Origin of the sequence: Novibacillus thermophilus, assembly GCF_002005165.1 — a bacterium.
Taxonomy (GTDB): Bacteria; Bacillota; Bacilli; order Thermoactinomycetales; family Novibacillaceae; genus Novibacillus; species Novibacillus thermophilus.
Genome location: NZ_CP019699.1, coordinates 74,935 through 90,604, shown reverse-complemented (window position 1 = coordinate 90,604; position 15,670 = coordinate 74,935). Strand labels below are relative to the sequence as shown.

The following is a 15,670-nucleotide window of genomic DNA, read 5'->3' as shown; positions in this document are numbered from 1 at the left end:
ACGTTGTAGATCCCAAGCTTCGTGACGTCTCTATGTCATTGTATGGTATCAGCTTAAAAATCATTCAATGCAGTTGTCGCGCTCCTAAATAACGGGACTTCCAATAACTGGAGTTCATATTGCTCACTGTGACCCCCGTTGACGATCCGGCGTGAATAAACTGGTTGTTTCCCACATATATGCCGTTATGGGACGGACCCGGTTTATACGTTTCAAAGAAGACCACATCTCCGACACTCGGTTTACTCACTTTCTTTCCGACCTTCCACTGTTCAGCCACTGTCCGGGGCAGGTGGACACCTTGCTTTTTAAACACGTACACGATAAACCCGCTGCAGTCGAAACCGCTGGGTGTCGTGCCACCCCACACGTAAGGCACGCCCATCAGTTTGCTGGCATCCGCCACCAATTGAATGACATTCAAACGCGTACTGCCGGAATTGCTCCCTCCCGACTTGTTTTTGTCCGGCGATTTCAACTTTTCCCACGTTTTAGGGCCGACGACGCCGTCAACGGCGAGCCCTTGCTGCAGCTGAAAGCTTTTGACAGCAGACAGGGTCTGCTGACCGAAGAGGCCATCGACGGCATACGGGTAGACACCCGCTTCCTTCAATTTTTTTTGCAGTTCTTTCACAGCCTCCCCGCGGGCGCCAAGGCGCAAAACGGGATTGGAACTATGTTTGGGCGGGGATGCTTGGGTCGGTTTGTCCGGTTGAGACTCCACACCGTTCAGAGCAGCCCACGTTTGCGGTCCGACGATCCCGTCTATGAGCAATTTGTTTTTTTGCTGGAACTGCCGAACCGCCTGCTCGGTTCTGGAACCGAAAATGCCGTCAATTTGATAACGGTACAAGCCCTCCCTTTTCAACATGTTTTGCAACTCCGTCACGGCTTGTCCGCGGGATCCTAAGCGAAGCAGTGGTGTCGCACTTGCATTGGAAGTCTGTTTTCCTCGAGAGTACGTCACCTTTAACGCTTGAAATGTCTGCGGTCCTACAATGCCATCCACTCGAATTTTCGCATGTCGTTGAAAATCCATCACAGCTTGTTTCGTCATGCTGCCGAAGTATCCGGTCGACGTGTGGTAAGTGAAATACCCTTTTTCCCGCAACAACTCTTGCAACTCTTTCACGTCACTGTGTGACATGCCTGGCCTTAACGTTTGGTCGCCAAGCGCCGCATAACCCGTCATCGGAGCGGTCAACATCATACCCGCGACGGTGGACGAAAGTACGACTTTCTTTACTTTTGTCGGATTGACCACGACTTATGACTCCCCCTGTATACTATTTCGCTTCATAGACTAGTAGTTATTACATCGGCACAAAAACCTATGATTTTTACCTCAGGGACCGATTCTTTTCCCGTACTGTGCCGGTAAAGTACACAAGAAAACACAATATCTCGTTCCAGAGTAAAAGGGAGAAACCGAGATATTGTGCCGAAATTTTTGATAGACCCCTTGTCTTTGGAATAAAAATTTGTACGTACCGCAGCCTGCAGACAGTGTCGCCATTGCACGCTTAGACGTTGTGATTTTCAAACCTTTCGGTATCGTGAAACAGGCAAGTCAAGCAATATGCGGCAACCTGTCCAGTATGTGAAAGATTGCTCAACGGTTCTCAACGATCATTCAAAATACCTATCGGAACTCCAGATTTTGTAGGCGATTTGGATGATTTTGGGTAATCTTATGGTAATTAAAGGGTCATTTTGATACAATGATCGACAATTATAGGTGCAAAGAGAGGTGAAAAATGTGGAAGATTCGAATCAAAACGAAAAATCGTCGACAGGGATCGACGAACACATCGCAGGCCTTTTATGCTACCTCGGGACATTCGTCACCGGTCTGATATTTATTCTTTTGGAGAAAAAAAGTCCGTTTGTCAAGTTTCACGCCATGCAGTCACTCGTCACTTTTTTGTCTTTGTGGATCGCCTATCTCATACTGGATGTGATCCCGCTTGTCGGTTGGTTTTTGCGAACCCTTGTTTCTCTCTTCGGCCTCGCATTGTGGATTGTGCTCATGATCAAAGCCTACCAAAAGGAACTGTATAAACTGCCCGTCGCCAGCGACATTGCCGAAACCTTGATGAAAAAATTTGACCAATCCACGAATAGCCAGACGTAAAACTTCTGCAGGTACCGTCGCCAACAACGTCGATTGTACCTGCTCTTTCAACAGCAGCTCGCTTGAACTTGATCTCAAGTGTTTCACCGAAACATACTGACTGGTAAAAAGCTGAGAGCACTGCAATGCCCCACATCCATTTTTTATCATTCAGTTCGATCACCTCGCTATAGCTAGTTTTTTACCTGGGAACCGGTTGTCACAAGCCAGTCGGCTATTGCGGCCACAAGTACAAAAAATGTGGCGGTAGTGAAATTTGGAGCGCTATTAAAAACATCTTTCTGAGACCTTTACATGAGATACAGATAGTCTTCACATTTTAATTTTTACTTTAGGAAACATAAAAAAAGACGGTAACAGACCGTTACCGACGATAGGAAGGTTCTCTTGTCGTATGAGCTACGGGGCGTTTTGTCCGTACTTTTCCTTAATTTCCTCTTCCATTTCTTCAAAACTTTTGCGCGCTACGGACTTTAAATCTTGATACGTTGTATTCTCTGAGTCGTTGACCAAGTTGTAATGTTTTTCACGCAAATCCCGCAACGGTTCTCTCATGCCGTGCGGTATGTGTCCGTTAGCGGACAAATAGTGAATCGCTTCGTCGAGGTTCCGGTATTCCCGTGACTTTTTTTCTCCCCACTCGTTCTTAAAGGCGTGAACCGAGCTTTCCCGCTCTTGGAGCGTATTAATATTCTCTGTATCTGCATCCAGCTTCCACTGTATCCACTTCGTGGCAATCTCTTGTGAGCGGTCCAGCTCCTGTTTTAACTGCTCCTGGTTTTGGGCGGTAGCGTAATGCCCGTCGGCTGCTTCAGCAATTTTTCGCAGTTCCTCCTGCCCCTCTCCGTCCACGTTGAATCCGATGACGTTAATTAGCGGCGTCACATCGGACTCGGACAGTGCTTTCGCCACTTTCACAGGATCGCCGTCACACGTCTCAACCCCATCACTGACGAGGTAAATGATATTTGTATTGTTTTCACCGTCGTAGTCTGCGAGATCTTGCTGTGCCCCTTCCAGAGAACGGGCAATGGGAGTCCAGCCGGTCGGCTCAAATTGATCCAGGGCTTCCTTTAACTTGTCTTCATCGTAAGGCTGTATGTCGTACACGAGTTCGCTACTCTCGCACGACACTTTTTTGTCAGCATCGGCATTACTTCCCTTGTGCCCGTACACGCGAAGACCGACGTTCGCTTCTTCCGGGAGAGCAGCCGCAAAGTCGCGAATGGCTTCTTTCGCCAATTCCATCATTGTTTTATCCCCGATCACGTTAGCCATGCTGCCACTTGCATCTAAAATAATTTCCACGTTGTAATTCTCCTTAAACTGCAAGCGCGGATCGTTCCATTCGGGATTGCCGAACTCCGTCATTTTCCACTCACTGAGGAGGTCCGCCGGGTCCGGATAATCTTCCGCGAACAAAGACAGCAATTTCGCCCAGTAGGCCTTCACTGTCTCTTGTTCAGGCGTTTCGTCGATTTTGGGCAACTTGGATAGCGTCTCCTCAATCTCTTCACGATTGTCATCGAAATATTGCCCAGACAGCGGTCCCGCTGGATACGCAATCAGTTCTTCCGTCGTCTGCGGAACGTCCTGTGCCTCAAGGGCTTCCGCTAAATTAGCTATTCCTCCATCTTCTTCCTTGTCTGCCTCCTCCTGTTCTACTTCTGAAGTGTCCCCCTCTTCGGAAGTACCCGCTTCCCCCGTGCATCCTGCTGCAATGAGCAGAAATACAACGCTGATGTAAAGCCACAGCCGAACGTTGTACAACTTGTTTGACCCTCCTAAAATCCCAGATTCTGAGCAAAAGAAACTGCAGCGGCAACGTACAAAAAGGAAAACAGCCCGTTTAAAATAACGCCCAATACAGAAAACAAACGCCGCCGGTTTTTTTGGATGAGTCCGACGATGCCGAACACGAGCCCCGTCACACTTGCGAGAATGCTCGTCATCATCAACAAACCGATCACAATCTTAATGCCTTGAGAGGCACCAGAGCCGAAGAGCACGATGACGACGATGGTCACAAAAAGCCCGGCCCCTAAAGTGAAAGATATGATTCCCGGAATGGAACGTTTGGTCACTTCAGTGGTTTTTTTGGGTTCGTCATCTAAAGACACGTTAGACGTCATGCTGTGGTATGCAAACGTTCCCCGTATCCCCTGCACATAAAAGTAGCAGAAGACAAGGGCCATCGGGAGAGAAGACACATTCCCCAATGACAGCCAGACGCTGATTTGTCCGATAAGGTAGTACAGGAGCAGCAACACCGCACACACGCGGCTCTTCTTGTACACACCGAACGCCAGTCCCAGCATAACGACAATATCTACAAAAAATGCGGGACTGACGGGAAGCACTTCCACATTTGTAAAAATGGTGAAAACCGACAAAACGGCCGTAACTCCTGCCGAAACTAATGCCGCGATCACTGCATTTTTAACAGCCTTGTCGGCTTTTACGTAATCCAACACAACCACCTTCTGTTATGAGTACTTCTCGTTATAAGGGCCACGTTTAATTTCGAAAAAGACTCATAAGGGTCAGGAGCAAGGCAATGCCTCCAAACCAAAGGGCCGCGAGCAAAAATGTTCTCACACTCAGTTCACCGGTGCGTTTCCGCACTTCAGCCAAAATAACGAATAAACCAAAGAACGGCAACAGTAATCCTAAAAATACGGTTAAAGGTGTCCTTTTTGCGACAAATGAACCGTCGCTTTGCTGTTCACCGAACACCGTAAAACCCAATATCATAATCACCACAATTGCAGCACCCGAGCAAATCTGTAACGCAGTCCACCCTTTATTACTCAACGCATTCACTCCGAACACTCTGATTTAAAAAGGAAAATACGGAAACGGCTGTAGGAGGTACTCCCATATCTGATTATAGTAATAATTGAAGTAAAATTCTATGTTGACAAAAAAGTCGTAGTAAGCGACAGCCGTGTCTGCAAAAAACGAAAATATCTCTCCCGCATTATTGTATCCTGCCTTCACAAACTCTTCGATCGCCTTTGTACCGAAATCAACTCCTAGATTTGCCAAAAATCCTCCTCCCACGTCTGAAAGACTACTTGCAAAAGGAGCACCGAACAATCCAGCCAGAGTACCCGATACAAAACTGTGCCATGACGCTTCCCCTTTAAAAAGATCACCTAGTAAATTATTCGCTCCAGCCAACAAACCAGTTAGGCCGGCCCAACCAACGAGTTGGCCCCAACTTCTCGCTTGAAACGCGACTTTAATATTTCCAGCAATCGGTCCCCCGACGAAACCAAACAGTGCTGACAAAAGCGTATTCGTGACAAAGTTGCCTAGAGTCATGCTTTCGCCAAGGACGAAGTATTTAAATCCGTCGATTGCCATACTGGCGAGGGCGCTCACCAATCCAGCGGTCACATTTGCCTTGATGAACGTCCAAACCCAGCTTCCCGCTGGTTTAAGGACACCCCACATTTTGCTGCCCAGCCATTTGAGGCCGCCCCAGGTCTTGCCGCCCAGCCATCTGAGGCCGCCCCAGGCTTTCCCTCCCAACCACCTCAAGCCGCTCCAAATGCCGGAGAGGCCACGGGCGATCCAACTGCCGAGCATAGCCCCAAACGATTTGATTCCAGCCCAAATCGTGCCGAGTCCAATGGACGTCACAGCAAACGTAGCAAGGCCAGCGACGAGAGCCGATCCGAAAATCCATCCGGCCGCATGCATCCAGTTGAACGCATCGGTACCACCGTACAGCGCATAGTATATAATGCCGGCAATGGCTGCGGCCACCACCGCCACCACTGCGACGGCGACAGAAATCACGCCGGCGACGACAAGGAGAACCGCGGCGATAGCGACCCCCAAAATCAGGCCAACAGTGATGATGAGGTCTTGGGCCCAATCAGGGAGCGCATTCCACAAATCGGCCATCATGTCGCCCAGATTCGAAAAAAAGTCTACCGTTCCCTCCCAGGCACTGGAGAGGCCGTCGACAAATCCGTCCCACAAATCACCAAAAAAATCACCCACACCGCTCCAATCCCAACCGAGCGGATTCCAACCGAACCCGCCGCTGTTCCCTTCCTGCTGCTCGGTGGGCGTCAATCCGTTGTCGTCGTACTCAATTGAACTGTCTCCGTATACGGGCGAAAATGGGAGCAGCAGTGTGAACAGCAGCGCCAAACTGATTATGTATCGCATTTTACTTCCTTCTGTACTACGCATGTTATCCCCCCTTCTAATCGCATATGATGTCAATTCCTGTCGGTGTTTTGATGCTGGCTTCCGCTTCCGCGTAAATGTCCCGTTCACCTTCACCAAACAGTGATTCGTCTACCGTAATGAATGAGGGCTCACGTTTGACGCGAACGTACACGCGGAACTCATCGCCGATAAAGTCGATGTCCACGTCTTCTTTTGCACCGTTGGTGACAGCGTAGTAACGAGCGGCCTCCCGCCACTCGGATTCGGTGTTCACGATTTCCTCACAGACGACGTCGTTTATTTCCTCAATGTCGTTATCAAATGAGAAAATGTCCTTGTACCACGGGTTGTGGAAGAGATATTTCAACGCCTCGTTTGCATCGAAATCTGCCCACGGATAGCGGATCGCATCGCGAAGCTCATCTGGGATGTCCATTTCGTCCAGAACTTCTTCCCAGGCCTCGTCTTCTGTCACTTCTGGCTCTTCCGACTCGTCCTCGCCTTCGTCGTCTTCGGTATTTCCTTCCTCGTCCTCATGTCTTCCCAGCAATTCGTCGACGAGATGGTTCGCTTCTTCTCGCAACTGGTCCATTCGTTCCTCTATCTCGTCATCGAGTTTTGCGTCATAAATCTCTTTGATCTTTTGCGCTGCACCCAGAGCGGCAGCATCTGCTCCCGTCTGGCTGACGCGCTTGTTGGCAAACGTCGTGAAAAAGTCAAAAAAGATGAAGCTGATGAAGATGGCCGCGATCAACAGTCCGAGCACCACCATGAGCGTGTTGCCCCTCTCGTTATTGAGATACGGGATCTTCATCAGTCCTCATCCTCCTTTGGCATGGACGCGTCGGCTGTCAACGTTTCCTCTATTTTCCCGATAAACGGTATTTTAATAGACGGAATTGACGCTGTCACCGTCACAGTCACTTCTTCGCCGTAGTCTGTCGAACTCGAATAGCTGTTACTGCTCACATCGAGCCCGTAAGCCGCCCGTTCAACGGCCGCTTCATAATCTCCCCCTACTGCTGCCACCCGGGCGCCGTCGCGGGCGGCTGCTTCCGCGACTACGACGGTATACGCCACGAGGGCCATCTGCCAAATAAACAGCAGGGCCATGACGATCATGGGGAACACAGCTAAAAATTCGATCAGCTGTGATCCCCGCTCATTTCCAATCCAGCGTCTCCAGCGTTTCAACTTTTTCACACCTTCTCGGCTTAATTCCCACCTTCGCTGAGGCTGTTAATCATGTTAGACAGCGAGTTCTTCACCGCTTGTCCAAGTTGTGTATCGCCCTCCATTGTGGCGGCGATAGCTCCCATGATGGCCAACACGAGCATGCCGAGGGCAATCCATTCTAAAGCCTGAGCTCCCCGCTCGTTTTGCACAGCCTGGTTGATACGCGACGTCAAGGAAACGTACCACCGTCTAAACATCGTCTATCCTCTCCTTTTAAATTTTGATTGATTTTATATGATCCCTGAAACATCAGAACCAGACATCCAGTCCGAATGCTTCAGGGTTGTATAACATGTTCAAAAACAAGAGGCCGATAATGAGGAAAAACACGGCAGGCGCCACGAGAAACGTCGTCACTAGTGTCACTTGCGGACTCGCCTTCGCCGCCTTCTCTTTGGCGCGAAAGCCGCGCATCGACCGCAAATCTTCTGCCTGTACCCGAAACGTCGTAGACACCGGCACTCCCAGATCAGCCCCTTGCATCAGCGAGTTCACCAACATTTCCAGTTCTTTTGATGTATTGCGGTTCAACAAATTGAGCAGCGCCTGCCGCCGGGGGACACCCAAATCAATTTCACGGTTAAACCGCTGAATTTCCTCACTTAGCGGTCCGTCCATTTGTTCTGTCACTTGCCGCAATGCGGAATCCATGGACACCCCTGCCTGCAGCGTAATGCTCACTGTATCTAAAAAGTCCGGCATCGTGGCACTGATGATGTCTTGCCGCTCTCTCACGCGGTACCACAGCCAAGCCGAGGGAAACATGAACCCGCTGAGCGGTAACACCACCAGCAACAGAAGGGCAAACGGCATCCCCAAAAAAGTGTAAAGGGTACTGAACAGCAAGCTGCCGAATCCGAGAACGAAGCGCAGTCCGTGAAACGTCTCCACATCCATTCCCATCGGATTCCCCGCCCGGACGAGCTGTTGCCTGTCCTGCTCGAGGTCGAACATGAGCGGGTACTTCACTGCCGTTGGCCCGACGTAGTCTGCCGCTTTAACGACAGGAGTCCACAGCCGTTCCCTCCACTTTCTCCGTTTCTCTTTTTTCTTATCTAGGGGCTTGAGGTACGACACGAGGCGCTGTTTTTTGGCAATAAACAGCCACACGTACACAAAACTCACAAACAAGAGCCCCAGTATGATTAAGATCAACAAGGTGACCAGCGTACTAAAATGCGGACTCATGCAACTTTACACCCTTATCTTCGTGATTTGGCGAATGATGATGAAGGCGAGAAACTGCATGGCTAAAAAAATGGACAACAACACCAATCCCCACGTCGAAAACAGCGGGTTGAGAAACCCTTCGATAAACAAGTTCATCATCAAGGCCATCACGAGCGGCATAATCGGCAGAATAAAGGCGACAAACCGCGCCTCCGCCGTTACAGTGTCCACCTCTTTGTTCACCCGGGCTCGCTCTTCCAGCGTATCGGCCATCAGACTCAGCACTTCCGCCAAGTTCCCGCCTACACGCCGCTGAATGAGTACCGTGCTCACGAAAATGTTCAATTCTTTACTGGCAATGCGGTCGCGGAACCGGTTCATTACCTCGTCAAAATCATCCCCGAGCTTTAGTTGTTGGGACATCGCTTGAAATTCAGGGCCCGCTGGCTCTTTCATCTCTTGGGCTACCATTTCAATGCCCTGCGGAATCGTCAAGCCGGCCTTGACTGTATTGCTCATCATGCGACAAATTTCTGGCAATTGCTTGTTAAAACTTTCCGTTCGCCTGTTTTGCCGGGATCTCAAAAACATTTTAGAACCGAGCCAAACGACGAAATAGGCGACCGTCACATTCACGATAAAAATGAGCTGGAACAGAAAGTGCCCGACGAACAGCAACGCACCGAACAGGAAGAGGCAAATGCCGACATACTCAGAAGGCTTGAGACGCAAATCGGCTTGTATTAACTTCTTCTTCAGCTCCTCCGCGAGTTCGGAGTTGTCGTATTTATCCCCGATTAACAGGATGGTACTTTTCCTTTCCTGCTCCCGTTCCCGCTCAAACCAGTCGTCTACGCGCTTACGGGTATTCCGCGTCACCACACTTTGGATGACGTAGTACACAAAGACGAAGAACGAAAAGATAGCGGCGCTGGCGCTAATCCACGCCACAGTCACGAGAAAACCTCCTCCCTGAACAACGTTTCCGGCAGTGTGATGCCGAAAGTTTTCATCCGGTGGTAAACTCGCGGAACGTAGCCCGTAGCGACGAACCGGCCTTGTACCGTACCGTCTTCGGCAACCCCCTGCTGCTCGTAGCGGAAGATGTCTCTCACTTGGATGTGCCCGGCTTCTTCGCCGATTTCGGCAATGCTGACAAGTTTGCGTTTTCCGTCCGGCAACCGCTCACTTTGGACGATCAAGTCCAGAGCACTGACAAAGTATCCGCGGATGACGTCGACTGTCAGGGGCAATCCGGACATGATCACCATCGCTTCCAGTCTCCCGAGGGCGTCTTTCGGTGAATTGGCGTGAACGGTCGTCAGGGACCCCTCGTGACCGGTGTTCATCGCTTGCAGCATATCTATGGCCTCTGAACCCCGGACCTCTCCGACAATGATGCGATCCGGCCGCATGCGCAACGCGTTGCGCACCAGTTGGCGAATCGTAATTTCCCCTTCTCCCTCCATGTTGGGAGGCCTCGCTTCTAAACGGACCACATTGTCGTACTCAAATCGGAGTTCCGCCATGTCCTCAATGATGACAATGCGTTCACCAAAAGGAATAGACGCCGAGAGCACATTCAACAGGGTCGTCTTTCCGCTCCCTGTTCCCCAGAGACGAGAATATTGCACTTGGCCTTCACGGCAGCGCGGAGAAATTCTGCCATTTCCTCCGTAAATGAGCCAAATGAAATGAGGTCGTCGATGGTAAACGGATCTTTGTTAAATTTGCGAATGGACATGACGGGCCCGTTCAAACTGATCGGGGGAATGACCGCATTGACGCGGCTTCCGTCGTGCAGCCGGGCGTCCACCATAGGGGAACTCTCGTCGATCCTCCTGCCTAACGGTGCGATGATACGGTCAATAATGTGACGGATGTGCTGCTCATCCTTGAATCGGACATCTGTCTTTTCCAATCTCCCTCTGCGCTCGATGTAGACCTCCCTCGGGCCGTTGACCATGATCTCCGTAATGTCGTCTTCTCTGAGCAAAACTTCCAGGGGACCGTACCCGACCGATTCATGGATGATTTGCCTGACGAGGGCTTCCATCTCCTGCCGCGGGATGATGGCGCGCTCTTCCTCTATCATGCGGTACACGAGGCGCTCTATGGTCTGCTTCATTTCATTCGGAGGTAACTTGGTAATGGCCTCGAGATCCGCTTCTTTAATCAGGCGGGCTTTATAATGACGTGCCCGCTGTTCAAGTTGAGTGTCCGAGACATTCCAGTCCGCCTCTCCGTTAGATGCCGGTGAATTTGTCTGTTGCTTCACGCGCTCAAGCCAGGACATGTTCTACACCCCTTTTAACAATGCCTTCTCCACCAGCAAACGGACGTCTTGCGCCACTTTGGAGGACCCTTTATCCCCTTTTTTGCTGTAAAACGGACGTCCCATATTCACAAAAGGTTGAATGCCGTAGTAGTCTGCCCGAACGCTTCCTATCAGCGGCAAATCCACCAATTGAGTGAGGTCTTTCTCCGACAGTTCGCTTTTTTTGTTGTTGCGGTTCACGATGAGATGCACATTGCCGTGGTTTCCGATTTGAAACCGGCGGAACAAATCCAGAGCGTGTTTCAGTCCCCGCACCGCCATGCTGTCCGGTGTCACGACGTAGTATATGTCATCCGCTCCAGTCAAAGCGGTAAAGCTGACGGTATTCAGCGTGCTCGGCAAGTCCAAAATCACTTCATCGAAGTGGGCTTTGCACGTCTGAAGCACGCGCGTGACTAATTCATCCGAAATACTTTCGGCCTGTTCCGGGTTTAACGGGCTGAGGAGCACGTGAATTCCCGTCGTCTCTTCTTTGACCGCGACATTCTGGATGTGGTTAAACGACAGTTCTTGCAAAACGGGCTGTAAATCCAAATACGACCGGGGCGACTCCAAGCCGAGGATCACCTCCAGCCCGCCGAATTGCGCGTTGAAATCAATTAACATGACACGCTTGCCGAACTGCAATTGTAAACTTTGGGCAACCATTGCGGATATGACAGTTTTGCCGCTGCCGCCCTTCACACTGTAAAATGCCCTCACTCTCCCACCGGCGTCAAGGGCATTCCTTTGCGCTGCCGCTGTCTCATCGATAGGAGCGCGCACCGCCATACGTTGAGCTAATGCGTTTAACTTTTCTAATTCGTCGGGAATGACAAGTACATCATGAGCCCCTTGTTTCAACCAATCCCTTACCCGGTCAAATGACCGCTGGCCTATGAGTACGATTAACCAACTGGCGGATGGCACGTTTACGTCATCGACTTTTTTAACGGTCCTGTCGTCAACCAAGTAATACGCGTATTTCCCACGTTCGGTAAAAGGCTGCTTCCAATCTTCACTGACATGTACTCGGAGGCCTTGTCCCGCTAGCAAACGCTCTACCTCATGTACTAACCCCTCGTCCTTTGTCACAATTAGTGCTTCTGTTTCATTCACGGTTTCAGCCTCCCTTTGAATCAGCTGTCTTTCTTTTTATCTTTGTTTTCATCTTTGTCATTTTTGTCGTTTGATTGTTTCGCGTCTTTGGGTTCTTCTTTTTTTGAGGCGGGCTCCTTCGCTTGGTTTTCGGGTTGCTGTTTCGTCGTCTGTTCCTGGGTTCCGCTGTTTTCTGTCTGCTGGGCCTCATCCGTTTTTTGTTCTTGAGGCAATTGGTCAAGCCGAAGTACCCGTACTTGTTCCGCAGTATTTTGCATGTGGATCAACAACTCAGCCTGGGAAACAGGTAACGACACTTTAAGGGCTTGTTTCGTTTCATCATCGCCGCTCTTAAGATCTTGGCTCTGCACAACAGGGATGTTTTGGAGTATCCGTTTGGTGACGATACCTGACCCTGATTTGTAGGAAGCGACAATATCGACCTTGTCACCTTCCACCACACTTTGATCCAGGATGACGTTCTCTGTCGGGTTTAGCCAAACCACCCGGTGGTCAGCAGGTATGTCGATGCGAGACCTCACTAAGTTAGCTGTGAACAAATCGCCTTTTTCCAAATTGACGATTGACACGTGTCCTTCCAACTCTTTTTCATCCTGAATTAACGTAGACAAATTAGCAGATTGGGGCATGTCCACCCAGTCAATCATGTCTGGGGAGATGTCTGTATACGCTTGGATATCCGTTTTGGCGACTGCCACTTTAACCGTTTGGCCAAGGGTTTCTTGTGCTTGGCTGACTTGATTAATGATGAGCCAAGCCGTTAAAACAGCTAAAATAAAGGCCAAAGTGAGAAAAATCATCGCCTTGCGCTTGGAATCGACCATGTTCCTTCCTCCCTAGGCGGATCGGTGGCGCTCTTGTTCAATCTCTTTCGGTACTACGACGGCGTGCACAAACGGGACGTTGACAGGAGGGGCTGGCTCTCCCACACGATAAAAGTGTTTTGAGGGAACAAGCTCTTCTGCAACACCTTTACACACTGCCCAAATGTCCCCACCTGACGCTTCTTCCTTTAACACTTTTCGCCACAAAACAGCCAGTTCTCCGATTTCACTCGTTTTTATCTTCTGCTGCTCCTCGACCTTTACTAAGCAGTACTGCTTTTTTCCGACACCTTTGTAAACAGAATTCAATTTTTTCCACTCGACCAATCTCGTCGGTTCAGGCGAAATGATTAAACATGTCGCTTGATCTTTCAACCCCTTAATGTCTTTTTGCAACTCCTGGTATGTTACGGTACGTTTTTGCCCTAACGTTTCTACGAGGTGATGCATCAAATAAAGAACTTCCGCACGGTTACCGTAAACAGGAACTGGATACAGCCGTTTGTCCGGTAAAAGCCAGTTGCGAACGCGGTACAGGTTGTCCGTGCTGGTGTAACGCGGCTCATAAAAATACAAAATCGTTTCTTGCTCTGTTACCAATTTCGTAAAGAACTCTAGTTCCTCCGCTATACTGTACGGTTTGAGCGGCAGCCGCTTCGACAACCAGCCTGATCCTTCCTGTTTCAACGACTGTTGCAAACTTTGATGCTTTCTTCCTATCTTTAGTGGTTTAACGGCATAATGTTCAGCCGGGAAGTTCTCAAAGTGGAACCATTCGTCTAGCACAACAAGCATTTTTCAGGGACTCCTGACTCGTAAATTGGTGCGGCCAATTTGACCATAAACATATATTAGCAGCATTGGCGAATTAAAATAATAGGTAAATAGTTTTGATTTTTTATTATTCAACGGCATCCCTAAAAAGAAGTAGACCATTCAACCTACATAACTTTTTTGTCTTTAAATCCGCGGTTCAGTTTGTATCATTCCGGTCAATAGTCTTTTGGAGCTATGTTCTGGAGGTCGATAAATGAGACTTTGTCCTCAAAAACTTTACCGCTAAAGTCATACAGACACAAAAAAGAACGATTCTCGACTAAAGAACCGTTCTTCCATGCTTTTTCGTATAGTCTTTTCTCCGTCCAGCACTTGAACTGTTACAAAATCGTCCAAGGGCTACAGGTTCCCTCCATCCCTGTCCCGCATGAGCGGGAACAGCAACACGTCGCGGATGGAAGGGGCGTCAGTGAACAGCATCACTAAGCGGTCGATGCCGATGCCGAGGCCGCCGGTGGGCGGCATGCCGTACTCCAACGCTTCGAGGAAGTCTTCGTCCATCATGTGCGCTTCCTCGTTACCGGCTTCCCGTTCCTTCAATTGCGCTTCAAACCGCTGCCGCTGGTCGATGGGGTCGTTTAGCTCTGTAAAGGCGTTGGCGTGCTCACGGCCGACGATAAACAGCTCGAATCTGTCCGTAAAGCGCGGATCGTCGGCATTTTTCTTGGCCAGGGGCGAAACGGCCACAGGATGTCCGTAGACGAATGTCGGCTGGATCAGTTTATCTTCAACCCGCTGTTCAAAAAACTCGTTGACGATGTGGCCAAAAGTCATCTCCGGTTTGACGTCAACCCCGTGCTCTTCCGCCAATCGACGTGCCTGTTCATCTGTCATCTCTTGGGAAAAATCGACGCCGACGTGCTCTTGAATCAGATCGACCATTGAGCGCCGCCGCCACGGCGAAGACAGATCGACGTCGTGCCCTTGATACTCCAGCTGACGGGTTCCCAACACGGTCTCTGCCACAAATGTGACAATGTGTTCTGTCAGATCCATAATATCGCGGAAGTCCGCGTACGCTTCGTACAGTTCAAGCATCGTAAATTCCGGGTTGTGCCGCGTGGAAATTCCTTCATTGCGGTAGACGCGACCGATTTCATACACTTTCTCCATCCCGCCGACGATTAGGCGCTTCAAGTGCAACTCAATGGCGATGCGCATGTACAGCGGCATGTCCAAAGCGTTGTGGTGGGTGACGAACGGCCGGGCAGCGGCACCACCGGCAATGGCGTGCATCGTCGGCGTTTCCACTTCGAGAAAGCCTTGCTCGTCCAAGTAACGGCGAATCGCTTGAATGATCTTGCTCCGGGTGACAAACGTTTCTCGAACTTCCGGGTTCACGATGAGATCCAAATACCGCTTCCGGTACCGCTGTTCGATGTCTTGCAGTCCGTGGAACTTCTCCGGCAGCGGGCGCAACGATTTAGACAGCAGCGTGAGAACCTCTGCCTTCACTGTCGTCTCGCCGCGGTTCGTCTTAAAGACGTCCCCCTCTACTCCGATCCAATCACCGATGTCGAGAGTCTTAAACAAGTCGTAAACGTCATCGCCGACGGTATCCTGTCGCACGTAGATTTGGATGCGGCCGGACACGTCCTGGATATGGGCAAACCCTGCTTTCCCGTGTCCCCGTATAGACATGAGCCGACCGGCAACCTTCACCCGATGCTGTTCACGCTCCAACTCCTCTTTGCTTTTGTCTCCGTGAGCTTCGTGAATGTCCGCTGCCAAGTGCGTCCGTTCGTACCGGCTGCCGAACGGGTCGATTCCCCTCTCTTGCAAATGGTGTAATTTGTCGCGTCTCACTTGCAGCAGTTCATTGAAAGTCGATGATTGTTGATCCAT

General features: G+C 50.2%; 15 protein-coding genes and 1 pseudogene. 1 reads left to right on the top strand and 15 read right to left on the bottom strand.

Annotated features, from left to right (window positions below):
* Positions 1–64: 64 nt before the first annotated feature.
* On the bottom strand, positions 65–1,264 hold the full coding sequence (locus tag B0W44_RS18960; RefSeq protein WP_269466620.1) for a C40 family peptidase: 1,200 nt from the start codon (positions 1,262–1,264) through the stop codon (positions 65–67).
* Positions 1,265–1,759: 495 nt separating this feature from the next.
* Here B0W44_RS18960 and B0W44_RS00490 point away from each other — a divergent pair, with 495 nt between their 5' ends.
* Positions 1,760–2,134: a DUF4870 domain-containing protein gene (locus B0W44_RS00490; protein ID WP_077721177.1), complete on the top strand. Its 375-nt coding sequence runs from the start codon at positions 1,760–1,762 to the stop codon at positions 2,132–2,134.
* Between the two features lie 399 nt (positions 2,135–2,533).
* Here the strand turns inward: B0W44_RS00490 and B0W44_RS00485 are convergent, their stop codons facing one another.
* From B0W44_RS00485 to lysS, 14 genes and pseudogenes are all read right to left on the bottom strand, one after another.
* The gene (locus tag B0W44_RS00485; RefSeq protein ID WP_077718316.1) at positions 2,534–3,904 is read right to left on the bottom strand and encodes a vWA domain-containing protein; all 1,371 of its coding nucleotides are present in this window, start codon (positions 3,902–3,904) and stop codon (positions 2,534–2,536) included.
* Between the two features lie 14 nt (positions 3,905–3,918).
* A complete protein-coding gene (locus tag B0W44_RS00480; RefSeq protein ID WP_077718315.1) occupies positions 3,919–4,605 on the bottom strand; it encodes a hypothetical protein in 687 nt (228 codons plus the stop codon).
* A 46-nt stretch (positions 4,606–4,651) separates the two neighbouring features.
* On the bottom strand, positions 4,652–4,948 hold the full coding sequence (locus B0W44_RS00475) for a hypothetical protein (protein WP_149026891.1): 297 nt from the start codon (positions 4,946–4,948) through the stop codon (positions 4,652–4,654).
* 24 nt (positions 4,949–4,972) lie between these two features.
* A complete protein-coding gene (locus B0W44_RS00470) occupies positions 4,973–6,343 on the bottom strand; it encodes a hypothetical protein (RefSeq protein WP_077718313.1) in 1,371 nt (456 codons plus the stop codon).
* A gap of 13 nt (positions 6,344–6,356) precedes the next feature.
* Positions 6,357–7,136 (bottom strand): pilus assembly protein TadG-related protein, encoded by a 780-nt coding sequence (locus B0W44_RS00465; protein ID WP_077718312.1) that lies wholly within the window; start codon positions 7,134–7,136, stop codon positions 6,357–6,359.
* Entirely contained in the window at positions 7,136–7,516 is a 381-nt protein-coding gene (locus tag B0W44_RS00460; RefSeq protein WP_077718311.1) for a TadE/TadG family type IV pilus assembly protein, read from the bottom strand. The genes B0W44_RS00465 and B0W44_RS00460 overlap by 1 nt, the downstream gene beginning before the upstream one ends.
* Before the next feature lie 20 nt (positions 7,517–7,536).
* On the bottom strand, positions 7,537–7,755 hold the full coding sequence (locus tag B0W44_RS00455; protein WP_077718310.1) for a hypothetical protein: 219 nt from the start codon (positions 7,753–7,755) through the stop codon (positions 7,537–7,539).
* A gap of 52 nt (positions 7,756–7,807) precedes the next feature.
* Entirely contained in the window at positions 7,808–8,746 is a 939-nt protein-coding gene (locus B0W44_RS00450) for a type II secretion system F family protein (protein ID WP_077718309.1), read from the bottom strand.
* A gap of 6 nt (positions 8,747–8,752) precedes the next feature.
* Complete coding sequence (locus B0W44_RS00445) at positions 8,753–9,685, bottom strand: type II secretion system F family protein (RefSeq protein WP_077718308.1); 933 nt, start codon at positions 9,683–9,685, stop codon at positions 8,753–8,755.
* Positions 9,682–11,024, bottom strand: a pseudogene (locus tag B0W44_RS00440) (CpaF family protein). The gene B0W44_RS00445 and the pseudogene B0W44_RS00440 overlap by 4 nt, the downstream one beginning before the upstream one ends.
* Before the next feature lie 3 nt (positions 11,025–11,027).
* On the bottom strand, positions 11,028–12,164 hold the full coding sequence (locus B0W44_RS00435; protein WP_077718307.1) for a CpaE/TadZ family protein: 1,137 nt from the start codon (positions 12,162–12,164) through the stop codon (positions 11,028–11,030).
* Between the two features lie 20 nt (positions 12,165–12,184).
* Complete coding sequence (cpaB, locus tag B0W44_RS00430; RefSeq protein ID WP_077718306.1) at positions 12,185–12,988, bottom strand: Flp pilus assembly protein CpaB; 804 nt, start codon at positions 12,986–12,988, stop codon at positions 12,185–12,187.
* Between the two features lie 12 nt (positions 12,989–13,000).
* Complete coding sequence (locus tag B0W44_RS00425; protein ID WP_077718305.1) at positions 13,001–13,783, bottom strand: hypothetical protein; 783 nt, start codon at positions 13,781–13,783, stop codon at positions 13,001–13,003.
* 381 nt (positions 13,784–14,164) lie between these two features.
* Positions 14,165–15,670: a lysine--tRNA ligase gene (lysS, locus tag B0W44_RS00420; protein WP_077718304.1), complete on the bottom strand. Its 1,506-nt coding sequence runs from the start codon at positions 15,668–15,670 to the stop codon at positions 14,165–14,167.